The organism is Streptomyces niveiscabiei (assembly GCF_033794345.1).
Lineage (GTDB): Bacteria > Actinomycetota > Actinomycetes > Streptomycetales > Streptomycetaceae > Streptomyces > Streptomyces niveiscabiei.
In genome coordinates, this window is sequence record NZ_JARAYJ010000007.1 from 279,619 (window position 1) to 293,660 (window position 14,042).

The window sequence follows — 14,042 nt, forward strand, 5'->3', positions numbered from 1 at the left end:
CCGGGAGTGCCGATCCGCCCGCGAGAGGGGCGTGATCATCCATCCTGCCGTATCCGGGAAAGACCTTTCGCACGCCCTTTCGATGTGTCAGGATCGCCGAGTCCAACGGGGGGAAGACATCGGCGACCCGCGCCTGACCAGCGTGCGGGAGCCGGTCCGCGAGATGAGATTTTTCACGCGTCGCGTGCTGCTGTCATGCCGCTTCGCCGCTCCGCTCCCTCCCGTGGCTTCGGTAGGGAACGAGAGGGGACGAAGTGACCGGACGACGACGATTAAGACGGACAGTTGCGGGCATCGCGCTGACCACATCGGCATCTCTGCTGACCGGCCTCGTGTACGCCTTGCCCGCGCAGGCTGCCGACCCGCTGCCGGACAACGGCACCGGGCAGCGGACCACCTTCGGCCAGGGCCCGCGTGCCGACCGCTGCCAGGTCGGCCACGCCCTCCACATCGGCGGCGCCGCCGTGAAGGCCGCCGCGGTGAAGGCGCTGAACGGGACCGACGCGGACCTGGCCGCCGCTCTGTTCCGCAAGGGGAATATCTACCCGAGTCCGCTGGACGACGCCCTGCGCGCCGACCGCGCGACCGCCACAGCCTCCGTGCAGGCGTCCGCCGACCGCAAGAAACGGTGGGAGGCGGCCAACCACCCGTATGCCACCAACGCCCTCGGCAGCACCGGAATGTCGCTGCACGCACCGGAGTTCGACGCGGCAATCCGTGCCTTCACGCTCGACACCCAGGAAGCGCTCTACGACACCTTCGGCCAGGACGGCCGCAGCGCGCCGAGCGCCGCATCGCTGGACGCGGCCCGCAAGCTCGCTGCCTCGCTGAAGGGGAAGAGCCCGGCGGGGGACGACCAGCTCGCCGACTTCACGCTGTACCCGGGAAACGTCACGGGCCCCTTCAACTCGATCACCTCCAGTGACATCGCCCGCTATCTGCGCCAGGGCGGCTTCCCGGCACAGGCGCCGGCCGACGGCTCGGCCGAGTACCGCACCGAGGTCGAGACCCTCAAGGTCTCCTGGGCAGCCTGCGACAGTTGGAACCCCCAGGACCCGCGCCGCGTCCTCGCGCCGGTGACGGCGAGCGCGTACGCCGAGTGGGAAGCGGAGTATGCCGCTCAGGCCAAGCCCCGCGCCGACATCATGGCCGCCGAGGTGACGGCCGCCGCGCAGGCGCAGAAGGCCACCGACGCGATGATCGAGTCGATCGGCCAGGCATGGCTCGCTGACCAGATCCTCACCTGGCAGAAGTACTGGGCCGGGCAGCCCGCGAACGCCGTGGGACGTCCCACCAAGGCCCTGTTCACGCAGGCCGGCACCGACCTCACCAAGGCCCGCGACAAGGCCGCCGCACAGGTCACGCTGGCCAACGCCGCCGTCACGGCCGCCAAAGCCGCCGCCGACAAGGCGTCCGCCGCGCAGGCCACCGCGTACGCCATAGCCGACACCGCGAAGACACCGCGCGGCCGGGGCCTGCTCTACGCTCAGCAGTCCGCGCAGGTCGTCAAGGCGTCGTACGCCGCTACCCAGGCCGCCGCGAAAGCCACGCTGACCGCGCTGAACGCCGCGAAGGCGACCGTCGCGAACAGCAAGGCGCAGCTCGCGCTGTCGCAGACGCAGGCGCACGCCATCAACACCGAGTTCCGGCGGGCCGCCGCCGAGGAGGCCGCCGCCCAGGCGAAGGCCGCCGCCGACGCGGCCGACGCGCAGGCCAAGGAGGCGGCAGCGAACGCGGCCAAGGCCAAGGCCGCGCAGGCCACCGCCGAGGCCGCCGAGAAGACCGCGCAGTCGGGCGCGGCGACCGCGAAGGCGGCCCGCGCCACGGCCGAGGCCGCAGCCGCGACCGCCGCCGCCGAGCACGCCAACGCGACCCGCGAGCGCGGTAAGGCGCAGGCAGTCGAGGCGCGCGCCCGGCAGGACGCGGCGACCGCTGCCACGGCCCGCTCCGCAGCCGATGCCTCGGGCGCCACCGCCGAGGCCGGGTACGCGACCGCGATCGAGGCCCAGCAGCGTGCCTACGAGGCGAAGAACCGCGCCAAGGACGCCCAGCGCGACAAGCAGGCCGCGCTGTCCCGGGCCGCCGCGCTCGAAGCAGCGGCAGCCGCCGCCGAGGGGACGGCCGCCGCGCAGGAGACGCGGGCCGCCGCCACCGAGGCGCGGGCCGCCGCGAACACGGCGACCTCCGCCGCCGCGAGCGCCCAGCAGGAGGCCACGACGGCTACCACGGCTGCCGTCGCCGCGCGCGCCGCGTCCGTCCGGGCCGACGCCGCCGCCTACCGGGCGGAGTCCGCCGCCGCGACCGCGCAGGCCGCAGCCCGGACCACCCACGCGGCAGCGGTCACCGCGCACGCCGCAGCCGCCACGGCGATCGAGGCGTCCAAGGCCGCGCAGCAGAACGCCGAGAACGCGGAGGCGGAGGCCAAGAAGGCCGCCGCAGCCGCCGTCAAGGCGCGCACCGAGGCGACCGCCGCCCGCTCCGAGGCCGACAAGACGGCGTCCTGGGCGGCCGTCACCGCCGGGTACGCGTACGCCGCTGCCGAACACGCTACCGCCGCCCGCGACTCGGCGGCCGAGGTGATCAAGCCGGCCAACGAGGCGATCAACATCGGCACCGGGTACAAGGAGACCGACTCCTCGGCCGCGTACGCCGTCTTGGTCGGCCAGACCGCGCTCACGCTCTCCCAGCAGCAGGCCGCCGCCGCGAAGGCCAAGTCCGACGACGCCGCGAAGGCCGCCGCCACCGCGAAGGCCCTCGCCGACAAGGCCGCCGCCGACGCCAAGGCGGCAGCCAAGGCAGCGGCAGCGGCGGCAGCCGACGCGGCCCGCGCCGCAGCGGCCGTCACCGCCGCACGGGCCTCCGCCGCAGCCGCCGCGAAGTCCGCCGAGGCCGCGAAGAAGGCCGACGCGAACGCCCAGGCGTACGACGCCCAGGCCGGTTCCGACGCCTCCGCCGCCCAGTCCGCCGCGTACGTCGCGCGCTCCGAGGCCAACGCCGCCGACAGCGAGGCCACCGAGGCCGAGCAGAACGCGGCCGGGGCGCGGGAAGCCGCCGCTGCCGCCGAGAGCGACGCGGCGAGCGCGCGGGCCACCGCGACCGAGGCCGAGAGCGACGCCACCGGCGCCGAGGCCGCCGCCAAGGACGCACAGGGCTCCGCCAAGGACGCCGACGCCGCCGCCGACGCGGCCGAGGAGGAGTACCGCAAGCGGATCCAGGCGGACCGCGCCTCCACCGCGACCGGCGGTCCCGACACCGGGCCCGGCCTGAACGCGAGTGACGAGGCACTGCTGCTCAAGGAGTGCGGGCAGTCCTGCGTGGACGACTACCGCGCCGCGAAGGCCCTCGCCTCGATGGACGTCATCGACTGGGTCAAGCAGAACGGCGCGGACATCCTCCTGGAGTTCATCGGTGAGAAGGACCTCAGGCGCTGCCTGGGCTCCGGCGACGTCGAGAGCTGCCTGTGGACCCTCGTCAACGCCGCAGGACTGGTCTTCGCCGTCGGCAAGCTCCCGGCGCTCGGCAAGGCGATCGTCAAGGTCAGCAGCGGTGTCGGGAAGTTCCTCGACGACTCGCTCCAGGCGAAGCACACGCTGGAGCGGCTGCGGAAGCTGCTGGAGACGCTGCGCAAGGGGCAGGCGCCGGCGGCCTGCCTGCTGGGCCTCGCCGACGTACCCCTGGGGTTCACGGCGAGGGCCGCCGCGGCTCCCGCGAAGTACTGCATGAAGTCGGCCATCGGGAAGGACAAGCGGCTCACCGATCTGGCCGAGCTGTCGACCAGGAACGAAAGGGTTCAGGCCGACCTGAACGCTCTCTTCCGCAAGCTCATGGAGGGCAATCTGAACCCAGGCCTCGGCAATGGCGCACTCTCCAACGGCATCAGCTACGCCCGTACCAAGGACGGCGCGCGGCTCTTCTACCGGAAACTGGGGGACACCATCGAGATCGTCGGCAAGTCCGACAAGAAGCAGGAGAACAAGGTCATCGCTCGGCTGGAGGAGATCTATGGACGTTGAGGTCGACGAGCCGTTCTGGACGGTCCGCAGACCGAAGCTCACCTTCAGGTTCACGGTGGGCACGGAGGACGGCGAGCCGGAGACGCTCGACGACGGCGACGTCCTCATCACCGGCCCCGACGGCGAACAGTGGTGGGCCGCGATCTTCTCGATGAGCAAGCTTCAGGAGATCATGGACCGCTGGCGCGAGACGGGCGAGTCCCTGAACGGCGGTTACTTCTGGGCGAAGGGCCTCGTCATCGTCCGCGAACCGGGCCTGGAGGGCATGGTCCTGGCCATCGAGGACCTGTACGAGGAGTACGGCACCCTCGACGACACCCTGCCCCGCATCGAGCCGGACTAATAACCCGGCGCCCGCCCCCACCCCGGGGGCGGGCGCCTCTCATATCACCTTGAACCGCACCAGCGCCCCCAACGTCACAGCCCCCGGCACCAACGGCACCCACACCGTGATCACCCGGTACGTCAGCACGACGGCCGTCGTCAGTGCCAGTGGCCCGCCCGCCGCCACCAGTGCGATCACCAGCGCCGCCTCCACCGACCCGATCCCGCCCGGCGTCGGCACGAGGGCCACCGCGACGGTCGCCGCGAGATAGGCGAGCGCCATGTGCGGGGCCGGTACCGGCAGCTCCAACGCCCGCCCCACGGCGACGAGCCCGGCAGCCTGGAGCAGCGGGAAGGCCAGCGACCCGCCCCACAGCGCGAACGCCCGCCCGGGACACGTGTGCACGGACCGCGCCTCGGTGAGCGCGGCCCGCAGGAACGTGACGACGGGCGCGCGCAGCCGCCGTACGAAGGACAGCGCGACGGCGACGACGACCGCGCCCCCGGCGACGGCCGCCACCAGCGGGCCGGGGTCCGTGTCGGGGAGCAGGGCGCCCAGCCGCAGTGCGTCGGGGAAGGCGAGCAGCAGCGCGGCCAGCAGACCGACGCGGGCGACGCCTTCCGCGAGGAGGTACAGCGCGAGGGCCGCCGAGGAGCGGGCCGGCGGCACCCCGCACACGGTCATGAACCGCAGGTTGACCGCGCCGGCGCCGAGGCCGGTCGGCAGCAGGTGGTTGGCGGCGCCGGCCGCGAACTGGGTGGCCAGCAGCCTGAGCCGGGGCAGCGGCTGGGACACCGCGCCCTGCCGGGTGACGGCGGCGGCGACCCAGGTCAGACAGGTCGCCCCGGCGGCGGCCAGCAGCCAGGGCCACTCGGCGTCGCGGAGGTGCCCGAAGCCCTCGGCGAGGACGCCGCGATGGCGGACCACGACGACGGCGACGAGGACGACGGGGACCAGACACAGGAGCGGGCGCAGGAGCGGACGCAGGGGAAGGCGCGGGGGAAGGCGCCGGGGTGCGATGGGGACGGTCACGTCGGTAGAGGTTCTCCACGCGGACACAACGGCGGGTTGCGGACGCGCGGACACCGCATGACGAACGCTCGTCGTCGCGCCCTCGTCGTCACGCCTTCGGCTTCGGCGCCCTTGCCCTCGGCGCCCTCGGCTTCGGCGCCCTCGGCTTCGGCGCCCTCGGCTTCGGCGCCCTCGGCTTCGGCGCCCTCGGCTTCGGCGCCCTCGGCTTCGGCGCCCTTGACCTCAAGATTGGTCGAGGTCATACGGTCGTCCCCATGAGCATGGAGACCACCGCCTGGGCGCAGTTGCAGAGCGCCATGTCCGCCCGCACCGGGGACGGCAGACCCTTCGACCGGACCACCTTGCGCCGCATCGGCGCGTTCGCCCGCCCGCACCGCAAGAGGATCGCGCTCTTCGTCGCGCTCGGGATGGTGACCGCGCTCCTCGCGGTCGCCGGACCCGTGCTCGCCGGGCGGGTCGTCGACACGATCGTGTCGCACGGCGAATCCGCCACCGTCGTCCGCCTCGCGCTGTTCATCGCCGGGATCGCGATCCTCGAAGCGGCTCTCGGCATCCTGGGCCGGCGGCTCTCGGCGACGCTCGGGGAGGGGCTCATCCTGGATCTGCGCACGGCCGTGTTCGATCATGTGCAGCGCATGCCGGTCGCGTTCTTCACCCGCACCCGTACGGGAGCGCTGGTCTCCCGGCTCAACAACGACGTGATCGGCGCCCAGCGCGCCTTCAGCAACACCCTCTCCGGCGTCGTCAGCAATATCGTCACCCTCCTGCTCACGCTCGCCGTGATGCTCACCCTGTCCTGGCAGGTCACGCTCCTCGCGCTGGTCCTGCTGCCGGTGTTCGTGATCCCGGCGCGGCGCATGGGCGCGCGGATGGCCGGCATGCAGCGCGAGGCCGCGACCCTCAACGCCGCGATGGGCACCCGCATGACCGAGCGGTTCTCCGCCCCCGGCGCGACCCTCGTCAAGCTCTTCGGCCGCCCCGAGGAGGAGTCCGCCCAGTTCGCCGAACGCGCGTCCCGCGTCCGCGACATCGGCGTCCGTACGGCGACCGCCCAGTCCGTCTTCATCACCGCCCTGACCCTGGTCTCCGCGCTGGCCCTCGCGCTCGTGTACGGCCTCGGCGGGCGGCTCGCCCTCGGCGGCACCCTGGAGCCGGGCGCCGTCGTCTCCCTCGCGCTGCTCCTCACCCGGCTGTACGCGCCGCTCACGTCCCTCGCGGGGGCGCGTGTCGAGGTGATGAGCGCGCTGGTGAGCTTCGAGCGCGTCTTCGAGATCCTGGACCTGAAGCCGCTGATCGCCGAGAAGCCCGGCGCCGGTGAACTCCCCTCGGGCCCGGTCTCCGTGGAGTTCGACGACGTCCGCTTCGGCTACCCCGCCGCCGACCGGGTCTCCCTCGCCTCCCTGGAGGAGGTCGCGGCCCTCGACACGCGCGGCGGCACGGAGGTCCTGCACGGGCTGACGTTCCGCGCGGAACCCGGCCAGACCGTCGCCCTCGTCGGCTCCTCCGGCGCCGGGAAGTCCACCATCGCGCAGCTCCTGCCACGCCTGTACGACGTCGACTCCGGTGCCGTGCGCGTCGGCGGCGTCGACGTCCGCGACGTCACCGCCCGCTCCCTGCGCGAGACCGTCGGCATGGTCACCCAGGACGGCCACCTCTTCCACGACACGGTCCGCGCGAACCTGCTCCTCGCCGCGCCCGGCGCGACCGACGCCGAGCTGTGGGACGCCCTGCGCCGCGCCCGTCTCGACACCCTCGTCCGCGAACTGCCCGACGCGCTCGACACGGTCGTCGGCGAACGCGGCTACCGGCTCTCCGGCGGCGAACGCCAGCGCATGACCATCGCCCGCCTCCTCCTCGCCCGCCAGCGCGTCGTCATCCTCGACGAGGCGACGGCCCACCTGGACAACACGTCCGAGGCGGCGGTCCAGGAGGCCCTGACGGAGGCCCTCGCCGACCGCACGGCCCTGGTCATCGCCCACCGCCTCTCCACGGTCCGCTCGGCCGACCTCATCCTGGTCCTGGAGGCCGGCCGCATCGTCGAACGGGGCACGCACGAAGGGCTGTTGGCGGCCGGAGGACGGTACGCGGAGCTGTACCGGACCCAGTTCGCGGGACGGGACGAGAAGGGGGAGCAGCCGGGGGCGGCCGAGTGCTTCGCCTGCGAGGAGGCCAAGAAGGCGGTGGTGTAGGGGAAGCCGCCCCTCAACAGCCCACCCGGGGCCCGAACACCCCCTCCGCCCCCCGCGCCACGACCTGCGCGCACACCTCCAGCAACCGGTCCACGTCCCGCGCGTTCGTCGCCACCCCCATCGACGCCCGCACCGCCCCCTGCGCCTGGACGGCGAGCTGCCGCAGATACGCGTCGACGTCCGACGGAGTCCCCCGCGTCAGCGCCGCCCGCACCACCTCCGGCGTCATCCCGTTGGCCTCCTCCGCGACGCCGGGGTTGCAGAAGCAGCCCGTGCGCAGGCTGATCCGGGCCTCGGCGGCGGCGAGCTGGAGGACGCGTTCGTCGACGGGGGAGCCGTCGGGGCGCAGGAGGTTGAAGGTGACCGTGGGGCCCCGGTCCCGCGCGGAGAGGGGGCCGAGGACGCGGACCGCCGGTTCCCCGCCGGGGTGGCGCAGGGCCGTCAGCCCGTCCAGGAGCCGGACGGTGAGCCGGGTGACGTGGTGGTGGACGGCGTCGTACCCGATCGCCCGGTGCCAGGCGACCGCCGCCGTCACGTCGGGCAGCGCGAGGAAGGGGAGCGTGCCGTCCTCGAAGCCCTCCGGGGCGGGCGCGGGAAGGTGCCAGTCGGTGTGGGAGGAGGAGGCGCGGACGGTACCGCCCGCGAACCAGGGCCGGTCGAGGCCCGCGAGGGCGTCGCGGCGGGCGATCAGACAGCCCACGCCGGTCGGGAAACCGGTGATCTTGTACCAGGACAGCGCGACGAAGTCGGCGGGGACGGCCGTCAGGTCGAGCGGCCCGGTCGGCAGGTACGCGGCGGCGTCGAGGACCACCCGCCACCCCCGGCGCCGCGCCTCACCGGCCCACTCCAGCGGGTGCCGTACGCCCGTCGCGTTCGACTGCGCCGGGAACGCGAACAGCCCCCGCCCGCCCGCGTCCAGACACGCCGTCACCGCCTCGGTCTCCGTACGCAGCCCGGGCCCCAGAGGCACGACCCGCACCGGCGCGCCCGCGCGTGCGGCGTACCGGCGCATCCCCAGCACCGAGTTGTGGTCGTCCCCGAGGAACGCGAGCGGCGCGTCGGGGCCGAACGGGTACGCCTCGGCGACCAGCCGCAGGGCCGCCGTCGCGTTCGGTGTGAAGACGGCCGTGTACTCCTCCAGTGACGCCCGGCAGAACGACAGCGCCGCCCGGCGGGCCTCCTCCACCAGCCGGGTCGAGGCGAGCGAGGCGGGGCTCGCCGTGTGCGGATTGCCGTACACGCCCGAGGCGAGCCGGGCCGCACTGGCCCGGACCAGGGAGAGCGGGGCGAGGGCCGCGCCCGTGTAGTCCAGATAGGCGTGGCCCGACGCGTCCAGGCCGGGGAACTCCTCCTCGCGCAGGGCGTCGACGTGGCACGCGTGGTCCGTAAGGGATGTGGTCGGCATCTCGGAACCTCCTCACCCGTTCCCGGAAATCCGTCCGGAAACGAGCAGATAAAACCCGCGGGAAATCATCCGACGTGACGCAAGAACGCATGGTCCGTATTTCGCCCCTTCCGGGTGAAACATGGGCCGGGGAACACTCCGTCCAGCGGAAACGTGACCTCGACGGCCTCCTGCTCATGGCAACCTGCGACGCGGGAACGATATGGACCATTATGGGCCGCGCTCCCTCGATACGGACAAAAACCACCCCTTCCGTAATGCGAACCGGGACATCGCCATGCCGATCGATCTGCGCGCGGAACTCGAACCCCGCGTCGCCCGCCTTCTCGACGACCACCTGACGGCCGCCCGGGACTGGATGCCGCACGACCTCGTGCCCTGGTCCCTCGCCTGGGACTTCGACACCTCCCCCTGGCACCCCGGACAGTCCCGGCTGCCCGGACCCGCCCGCGCCGCCCTCACCGATCTCCTCGCCACGGAGGAGGACCTCCCCCGCCGGCACGCCGCCCTCGCCGCCGTCTACGGCCGGCGCGGCGCCTGGGCGCGCTGGCTGCACCGCTGGACAGCCGAGCAGCAGCGCCACGCCACCGCCCTGCGCGACTACCTCCTCGCCACCCGCGCCGCCGACCCCGCCGAACTGGAGCGGGCGCGGCTGCGGACGCTGTGCGCGGTGCGCGGGGAGCCGGTGCGCGACCTCGCCCGCACCCTCGCCCGGGCCGCCGTCCAGGAGGAGGCCGCCGCCGTCCGCTACCGGACCGTCACCGACGTACCCGACTGCTGCGGCACCCTGCTCGCGAGGATCGCCGAGGACAAGGAACTCCACGCGCGCTTCCACCGTTCTCTCCTCGACGACGCCCTCGTGATCGCCCCCTCCCGCACGGTCGCCGCGATCTGCGCCGAACTGCTCGCGCCCGACCTGTCCGACGGGTACGGCCTCGACGTGCACCTCGACCGGGTCGTCCGGCCGCTCCTCGACCACTGGCGCCTGCCCGGGACACCGGGGCTGGACGCCGACGCGCTACGGCATCTCGACGCCGTCGACGCCCTGCTGACCACCCCCGCCGGCTCGCCCCTCGCGGTCGGCGGCCCGCAGTGACCGTGACCGTCCGCACCGGGTACGCGGACGACTACGACGCCGTCCGCGCGCTGCACGCCCGCTGCTCCGTCGCCACCCGCGCGCGGCGCTACCACACCGGGATGCCGCAGCTCACGCGCGACGCGTGGAAGCGGATGAGCGGGCCCCTCGCCGGGTGCACCCTCCTCGCGACGCCCTTCGGGCTGCCCGACCGGGTCGTCGCGGTGGGGCACCTCCTCTACGAACGCCACCCGGACGTCGCCGAGCTGGCCGTCCTCGTCGAGGACACCTGGCAGTCCCACGGGCTCGGCGGCGTCCTCTCCCGGCGCCTGTACGGGCTCGCCCACTTCATGCGCGTCCGCACGATCGTCGCCTACGTCGCCACCGACAACATCCGCGCCCGCCGCATGGTCCAGGGCCTCGCCCGCACCGCCGGCGGCCACGGCCCCGACGTCCGTCTCCTCTCCGACTCCGACGTCCTCGAAGCGGTCCTCTCCTGACCGACACGGAAGGTCTCCGATGCGCTGGTCCCACCCCGCACGTCTGCTGACGGCCTGGTACGCGCGCGTGTTCCTGCGCTCGCTGCGGCATCTGGATCCGCGGACGGTTCACCGGGTCAACGGGGTGTATGTGCCGGGGGGCCGGGGGGAGCGGGCGGGGCTCGGGGGAGCGGGTGACGTCGCCGGTGCCGGGGACGAGATCCGGCTCGTCGTTGTCGGCGACTCCACCGCGCTCGGCATCGGGGTGGGCGAGGCGCGCCAGGCGCCGGGGGCCGTGCTCGGGCAGTGGCTCGCAGAGGAGACGGGGCGGGCCGTACGGGTGTGGGTCTACGGGCGGTTCGGGGCCACGACGCCGTCGCTCGCGGGGAAGGTCGAGCAGGCGGTGAGCGTGCGGCCGGATCTCGTGGTCCTGCTCACGGGCGCCAACGACAGTCTGCTGCCGGTGCCGCTCGGGCGGGCCGCACGGGCGCTCGGCCGGCATGTGCGGCGGCTCGTGGGGGAGGGGGCGGCCGTGGTGGCGGCGGTGAGCCCCGACGCCGGGTGCGGGGGCGCGATCCCCGGGTTCCTCGGCCGGCTGCTGTCCCTGCGGTGCCGGAGACTGGGCCGGCTCCAGGCACGCCACGCGCTGAGGGCGGGCGCGCGGGTCGTCTCGTTCCGCGACGACGGCTTCCGTACGCACCGGTCCCGGCTGATCGCCGGTGACGGCTTCCACCCCTCGGCGGCGGGCTACGAACTCCACGGGGGCCGCCTGATGCACGCGATGCTCGCGTCCCTCGCGAACCCCGGGCTCCCCGCGGTCCACGCGGCCCTGTGCCTGCGCCGGACCGGCTCCCTGCGCCCGACGGCCCGCCGGGTCGCCCGCACCCCCGACTCCCACGCCGCGCCCACCGCTTCGAGCGGCGAGTACGAGGTACAGGTACTCCCCCCGAAGCGCCGACGCGGGTCCGTGCCGGGGCAGGCGGAGGGGCGTGGGTCCGTTTCGGGGCAGGCGGAGGGGAGGGCGCGGGCGCGCACGGAGGCATGAGGGCGCCGCCGGGCGCGGAGAGAAGCGGTGTTCGCCTCCCCGCCTCCCCGTGCCCCCTCACCCCACCCCCACCGCGACCCCCTCTCCCCGCGGGGCCCTCAACTCCCGTGCCCGGCGCAGGCATCCCTCCGTATCGGGGTGGGACTGGAGGGCCGGGAGGAGGAGGCGCCACATGTCGGTGACCGCCTCCTCCACGTCCTCGCGGCGCGAGAGCGCGTCGGAGACCGTGTGGGTGCCGAAGAACGCGGCGATCACGGTGCGGGCGGTACGGGGGACGTCGATGGCGGGGGAGAGCTCACCGGCGGCGCGGGACTCGGTGAGGACGTCCGCGACAGTGGAGATCCAGCCCACGAACGGCACCGGCAACTCCGCGGAGATCGCGTGCCGTTCGTTCCAGAGCCGGTTCCCGGCGCGGACGACATGGTCGTCGCGGAACTCCCGGGCGACCTCGAAGCTGAGCAGCACGAGCCGCTCCAGCGCGCTGCCGCCCCGGCGCAGACACCCGGCGACGACCGGCGGCCAGTGCGCGAAGTGCGCCTCGACGACACTGCGCGCGAGATCCTCCTTGCTGCCGAAGTGGAAGTAGAGGGCCCCGCTCGTGTACCCGCTGGCCCGCGCCACGTCGGAGATGCTGGTGCCCGCGTAGCCGTACTCCTCGAAGAGTCTCGCCGCCGCGACGAGGATGGCCTTCCTGGTCGTCTCCGCGCGTTCCTGCATCTCCGCCTCCGGGTCGTGGGGTGGCTCATCGGCCTTTCAGGTGATCTATAGGCACGGCGGAGAAATGTCAGAAGTGACACGGCGAACCATTGTTTTCATGATTTTATGTCTGAAACTCTTGTCATTCAGCCCGACTTGTCCGCCGCCCCGCAGACCCCGGCCTGGGACCGCACCGTCCCCCGCCACCTGGTCCACCGCCGCTCGGTCGCCGAGGTCCTGCTCACGGACGCGCTCAGAGTCTCGGACACCCGCTTCCTGGTCGCCGCCCAGTGGCCGCTGCGCCACTCCACGTTCCGCCCCGACCCCGAGGGCCGCCACGACCCGGTGTTCCTGGTGGAGACGATCCGTCAGATGGGCCTGCTGATCCCCCGCGTGTTCCTGGGCAGCCCCCCGGAGACCCGCCTCATCATCAGATCCGTCGGCTTCACCCTGGACCCGGCCGCCGAACCCCGCACGGCGTACGGCGCGAGCGACGTCCTGTGCGAGGCGGAACTCTCCGACGTACGCCAAGTCCCCGCCCGCCCGGGCCCGTTGTCGCTGGCGATGAAGGTCGCGTTCTCCTGCGCCGGCGTCCCCTTCGGCCACGCGGAGGGCCGCCTGCGCACCCTCACCCCGCACCAGTACGCCGCCCTGCGCACCGGCCGCGCCCGCCGCCCGCCGTTCGGCGGCACCGGCGAGCGGCCCGGGCCCGGCGAGGTCGGGGTGGCCGGTGAGGGCGGGGTGATGGTCCGCCGCGCACCGGACGGCACCGTACGCGTCGACCCCGCCGACCTCGGCCACCCCCTCTTCTTCGACCACCCCAGCGACCACGTCCCCGGCATGGTCCTGCTGGAGTCGGCCCGCCAGGCCGCCTGCCTCGCCCTCGGACGCGGGGCCCGGCTCCTCGGCGCGGACCTGAGGGCGACCGGCTTCACCGAGTGGACGCCCCCGGCGAGCGTCGAGTGCGCGCCGGGGGAGGGGAGTTGGGGCTTCAAGGTCGTCCAGGAGGGGGTGGCGACGGCGGCCGGGACGCTGACCTTCGGGTGACGACAGGGTCTAAGGTCACGGACATGCGCCTGGCCCTCCTGCACACATCCCCCGTCCACATCCCCGTCTTCGACGCCCTGCGCGACGAACACCACCCGGACCTGACCCTGCGCCACCACGTCGACGAGACCCTCCTCGCGCGGGCCCGCGCCGAGGGCCCGGCGGCGGTCGCGCCCGCCGTGCGGGACGCGCTGGAACGGGCCGTCGCCGAGGGCGTGGACGCGGTGCTGTGCACGTGCTCGTCGATCGGCGGGGTCGCGGAGGAACAGGGCGCGGGGCTCGCCGTCCCCGTCGTCAGGGTGGACCGGCCGATGGCCGCCGAGGCGGTCGCCGCCGGAGACAAGGTCGTCGTTCTCGGGACGGTCGCCAGCACGCTCGGGCCGACCGCGGCGCTGGTCGGCGAGGAGGCGGGCGGCCGTCCGGTCACCGTGCGGACGGTCCTCGCCGAGGGCGCGTGGGAGCTGTTCGAGGCCGGGGACGCGCAGGGGTACGCCCGTGCGGTCGCCGACGCGGTGGACGCGGTGACCGGCGCCGACGCGATCGTGCTGGCGCAGGCGTCGATGGCCCCGGCGCAGGGGCTCGCCCGGACGGCGGTGCCGGTGTTCTCCAGCCCCCGCCCGGGGCTCGCGGCAGCCGCCGCGCGGTGTGCCGGAGATGTGTTTGAAACCACAAGCACCCGGTGATCAAGATCGAACTACCATGAGCCCCTGACCACTTGATGCCCTTTAGGCCGCCC

Annotated in this window: 12 protein-coding genes; 8 read left to right on the forward strand and 4 right to left on the reverse strand. The window is 73.9% G+C overall.

Annotated features, from left to right (window positions below; translation table 11 throughout):
- The first annotated feature begins 254 nt into the window (after positions 1-254).
- Together PV682_RS12820 and PV682_RS12825 are read left to right on the forward strand one after the other, a co-directional pair.
- Entirely contained in the window at positions 255-4,013 is a 3,759-nt protein-coding gene (locus tag PV682_RS12820) for a hypothetical protein (RefSeq protein ID WP_319728774.1), read from the forward strand.
- Positions 4,003-4,356: a hypothetical protein gene (locus PV682_RS12825; protein ID WP_319728776.1), complete on the forward strand. Its 354-nt coding sequence runs from the start codon at positions 4,003-4,005 to the stop codon at positions 4,354-4,356. Before PV682_RS12820 ends, PV682_RS12825 begins: the two co-directional genes overlap by 11 nt.
- A gap of 39 nt (positions 4,357-4,395) precedes the next feature.
- On the opposite strand, the gene PV682_RS12830 is transcribed toward PV682_RS12825, so the two are convergent.
- Both PV682_RS12830 and PV682_RS12835 read right to left on the reverse strand, forming a co-directional pair.
- A complete protein-coding gene (locus tag PV682_RS12830; protein ID WP_319728778.1) occupies positions 4,396-5,370 on the reverse strand; it encodes a lysylphosphatidylglycerol synthase transmembrane domain-containing protein in 975 nt (324 codons plus the stop codon).
- Positions 5,367-5,612, reverse strand: coding sequence for a hypothetical protein (locus tag PV682_RS12835; protein ID WP_319728779.1), 246 nt, complete (start codon positions 5,610-5,612; stop codon positions 5,367-5,369). The genes PV682_RS12830 and PV682_RS12835 overlap by 4 nt, the downstream gene beginning before the upstream one ends.
- Positions 5,613-5,630: 18 nt before the next feature.
- Between PV682_RS12835 and PV682_RS12840 the strand changes: the two genes are divergently transcribed.
- A complete protein-coding gene (locus PV682_RS12840) occupies positions 5,631-7,559 on the forward strand; it encodes an ABC transporter ATP-binding protein (protein ID WP_319728938.1) in 1,929 nt (642 codons plus the stop codon).
- Positions 7,560-7,572: 13 nt separating this feature from the next.
- On the opposite strand, the gene PV682_RS12845 is transcribed toward PV682_RS12840, so the two are convergent.
- Positions 7,573-8,964 carry an aminotransferase class V-fold PLP-dependent enzyme gene (locus tag PV682_RS12845; RefSeq protein ID WP_319728781.1) on the reverse strand — a complete coding sequence of 464 codons (1,392 nt, stop codon included), beginning with the start codon at positions 8,962-8,964 and terminating at the stop codon, positions 7,573-7,575.
- A 277-nt stretch (positions 8,965-9,241) separates the two neighbouring features.
- Between PV682_RS12845 and PV682_RS12850 the strand changes: the two genes are divergently transcribed.
- From PV682_RS12850 to PV682_RS12860, 3 genes are read left to right on the forward strand one after another with little or no spacing between them, the layout of a single operon-like run.
- On the forward strand, positions 9,242-10,060 hold the full coding sequence (locus PV682_RS12850; RefSeq protein WP_319728783.1) for an acyl-ACP desaturase: 819 nt from the start codon (positions 9,242-9,244) through the stop codon (positions 10,058-10,060).
- A gap of 2 nt (positions 10,061-10,062) precedes the next feature.
- A complete protein-coding gene (locus tag PV682_RS12855) occupies positions 10,063-10,539 on the forward strand; it encodes a GNAT family N-acetyltransferase (protein ID WP_319728785.1) in 477 nt (158 codons plus the stop codon).
- A 19-nt stretch (positions 10,540-10,558) separates the two neighbouring features.
- On the forward strand, positions 10,559-11,563 hold the full coding sequence (locus PV682_RS12860; protein ID WP_319728787.1) for a GDSL-type esterase/lipase family protein: 1,005 nt from the start codon (positions 10,559-10,561) through the stop codon (positions 11,561-11,563).
- A gap of 57 nt (positions 11,564-11,620) precedes the next feature.
- Here the strand turns inward: PV682_RS12860 and PV682_RS12865 are convergent, their stop codons facing one another.
- The gene (locus PV682_RS12865) at positions 11,621-12,280 is read right to left on the reverse strand and encodes a ScbR family autoregulator-binding transcription factor (RefSeq protein WP_319728790.1); all 660 of its coding nucleotides are present in this window, start codon (positions 12,278-12,280) and stop codon (positions 11,621-11,623) included.
- 105 nt (positions 12,281-12,385) lie between these two features.
- Here PV682_RS12865 and PV682_RS12870 point away from each other — a divergent pair, with 105 nt between their 5' ends.
- Both PV682_RS12870 and PV682_RS12875 read left to right on the forward strand, forming a co-directional pair.
- Entirely contained in the window at positions 12,386-13,306 is a 921-nt protein-coding gene (locus PV682_RS12870; protein WP_319728792.1) for a ScbA/BarX family gamma-butyrolactone biosynthesis protein, read from the forward strand.
- A gap of 23 nt (positions 13,307-13,329) precedes the next feature.
- Positions 13,330-13,989, forward strand: coding sequence for an aspartate/glutamate racemase family protein (locus PV682_RS12875; protein ID WP_319728794.1), 660 nt, complete (start codon positions 13,330-13,332; stop codon positions 13,987-13,989).
- Positions 13,990-14,042: the final 53 nt, after the last annotated feature.

Excerpts from the sequence above, each read along its gene's own strand:
- PV682_RS12825 (WP_319728776.1), top strand. The coding sequence starts at position 4,003 with ATGGACGTTGAGGTCGACGAGCCGTTCTGGACGGTCCGCAGACCGAAG.
- PV682_RS12835 (WP_319728779.1), bottom strand. The coding sequence starts at position 5,612 with ATGACCTCGACCAATCTTGAGGTCAAGGGCGCCGAAGCCGAGGGCGCC.
- PV682_RS12840 (WP_319728938.1), top strand. The coding sequence starts at position 5,631 with ATGGAGACCACCGCCTGGGCGCAGTTGCAGAGCGCCATGTCCGCCCGC.
- PV682_RS12845 (WP_319728781.1), bottom strand. The coding sequence starts at position 8,964 with ATGCCGACCACATCCCTTACGGACCACGCGTGCCACGTCGACGCCCTG.
- PV682_RS12850 (WP_319728783.1), top strand. The coding sequence starts at position 9,242 with ATGCCGATCGATCTGCGCGCGGAACTCGAACCCCGCGTCGCCCGCCTT.
- PV682_RS12860 (WP_319728787.1), top strand. The coding sequence starts at position 10,559 with ATGCGCTGGTCCCACCCCGCACGTCTGCTGACGGCCTGGTACGCGCGC.
- PV682_RS12865 (WP_319728790.1), bottom strand. The coding sequence starts at position 12,280 with ATGCAGGAACGCGCGGAGACGACCAGGAAGGCCATCCTCGTCGCGGCG.
- PV682_RS12870 (WP_319728792.1), top strand. The coding sequence starts at position 12,386 with ATGTCTGAAACTCTTGTCATTCAGCCCGACTTGTCCGCCGCCCCGCAG.
- PV682_RS12875 (WP_319728794.1), top strand. The coding sequence starts at position 13,330 with ATGCGCCTGGCCCTCCTGCACACATCCCCCGTCCACATCCCCGTCTTC.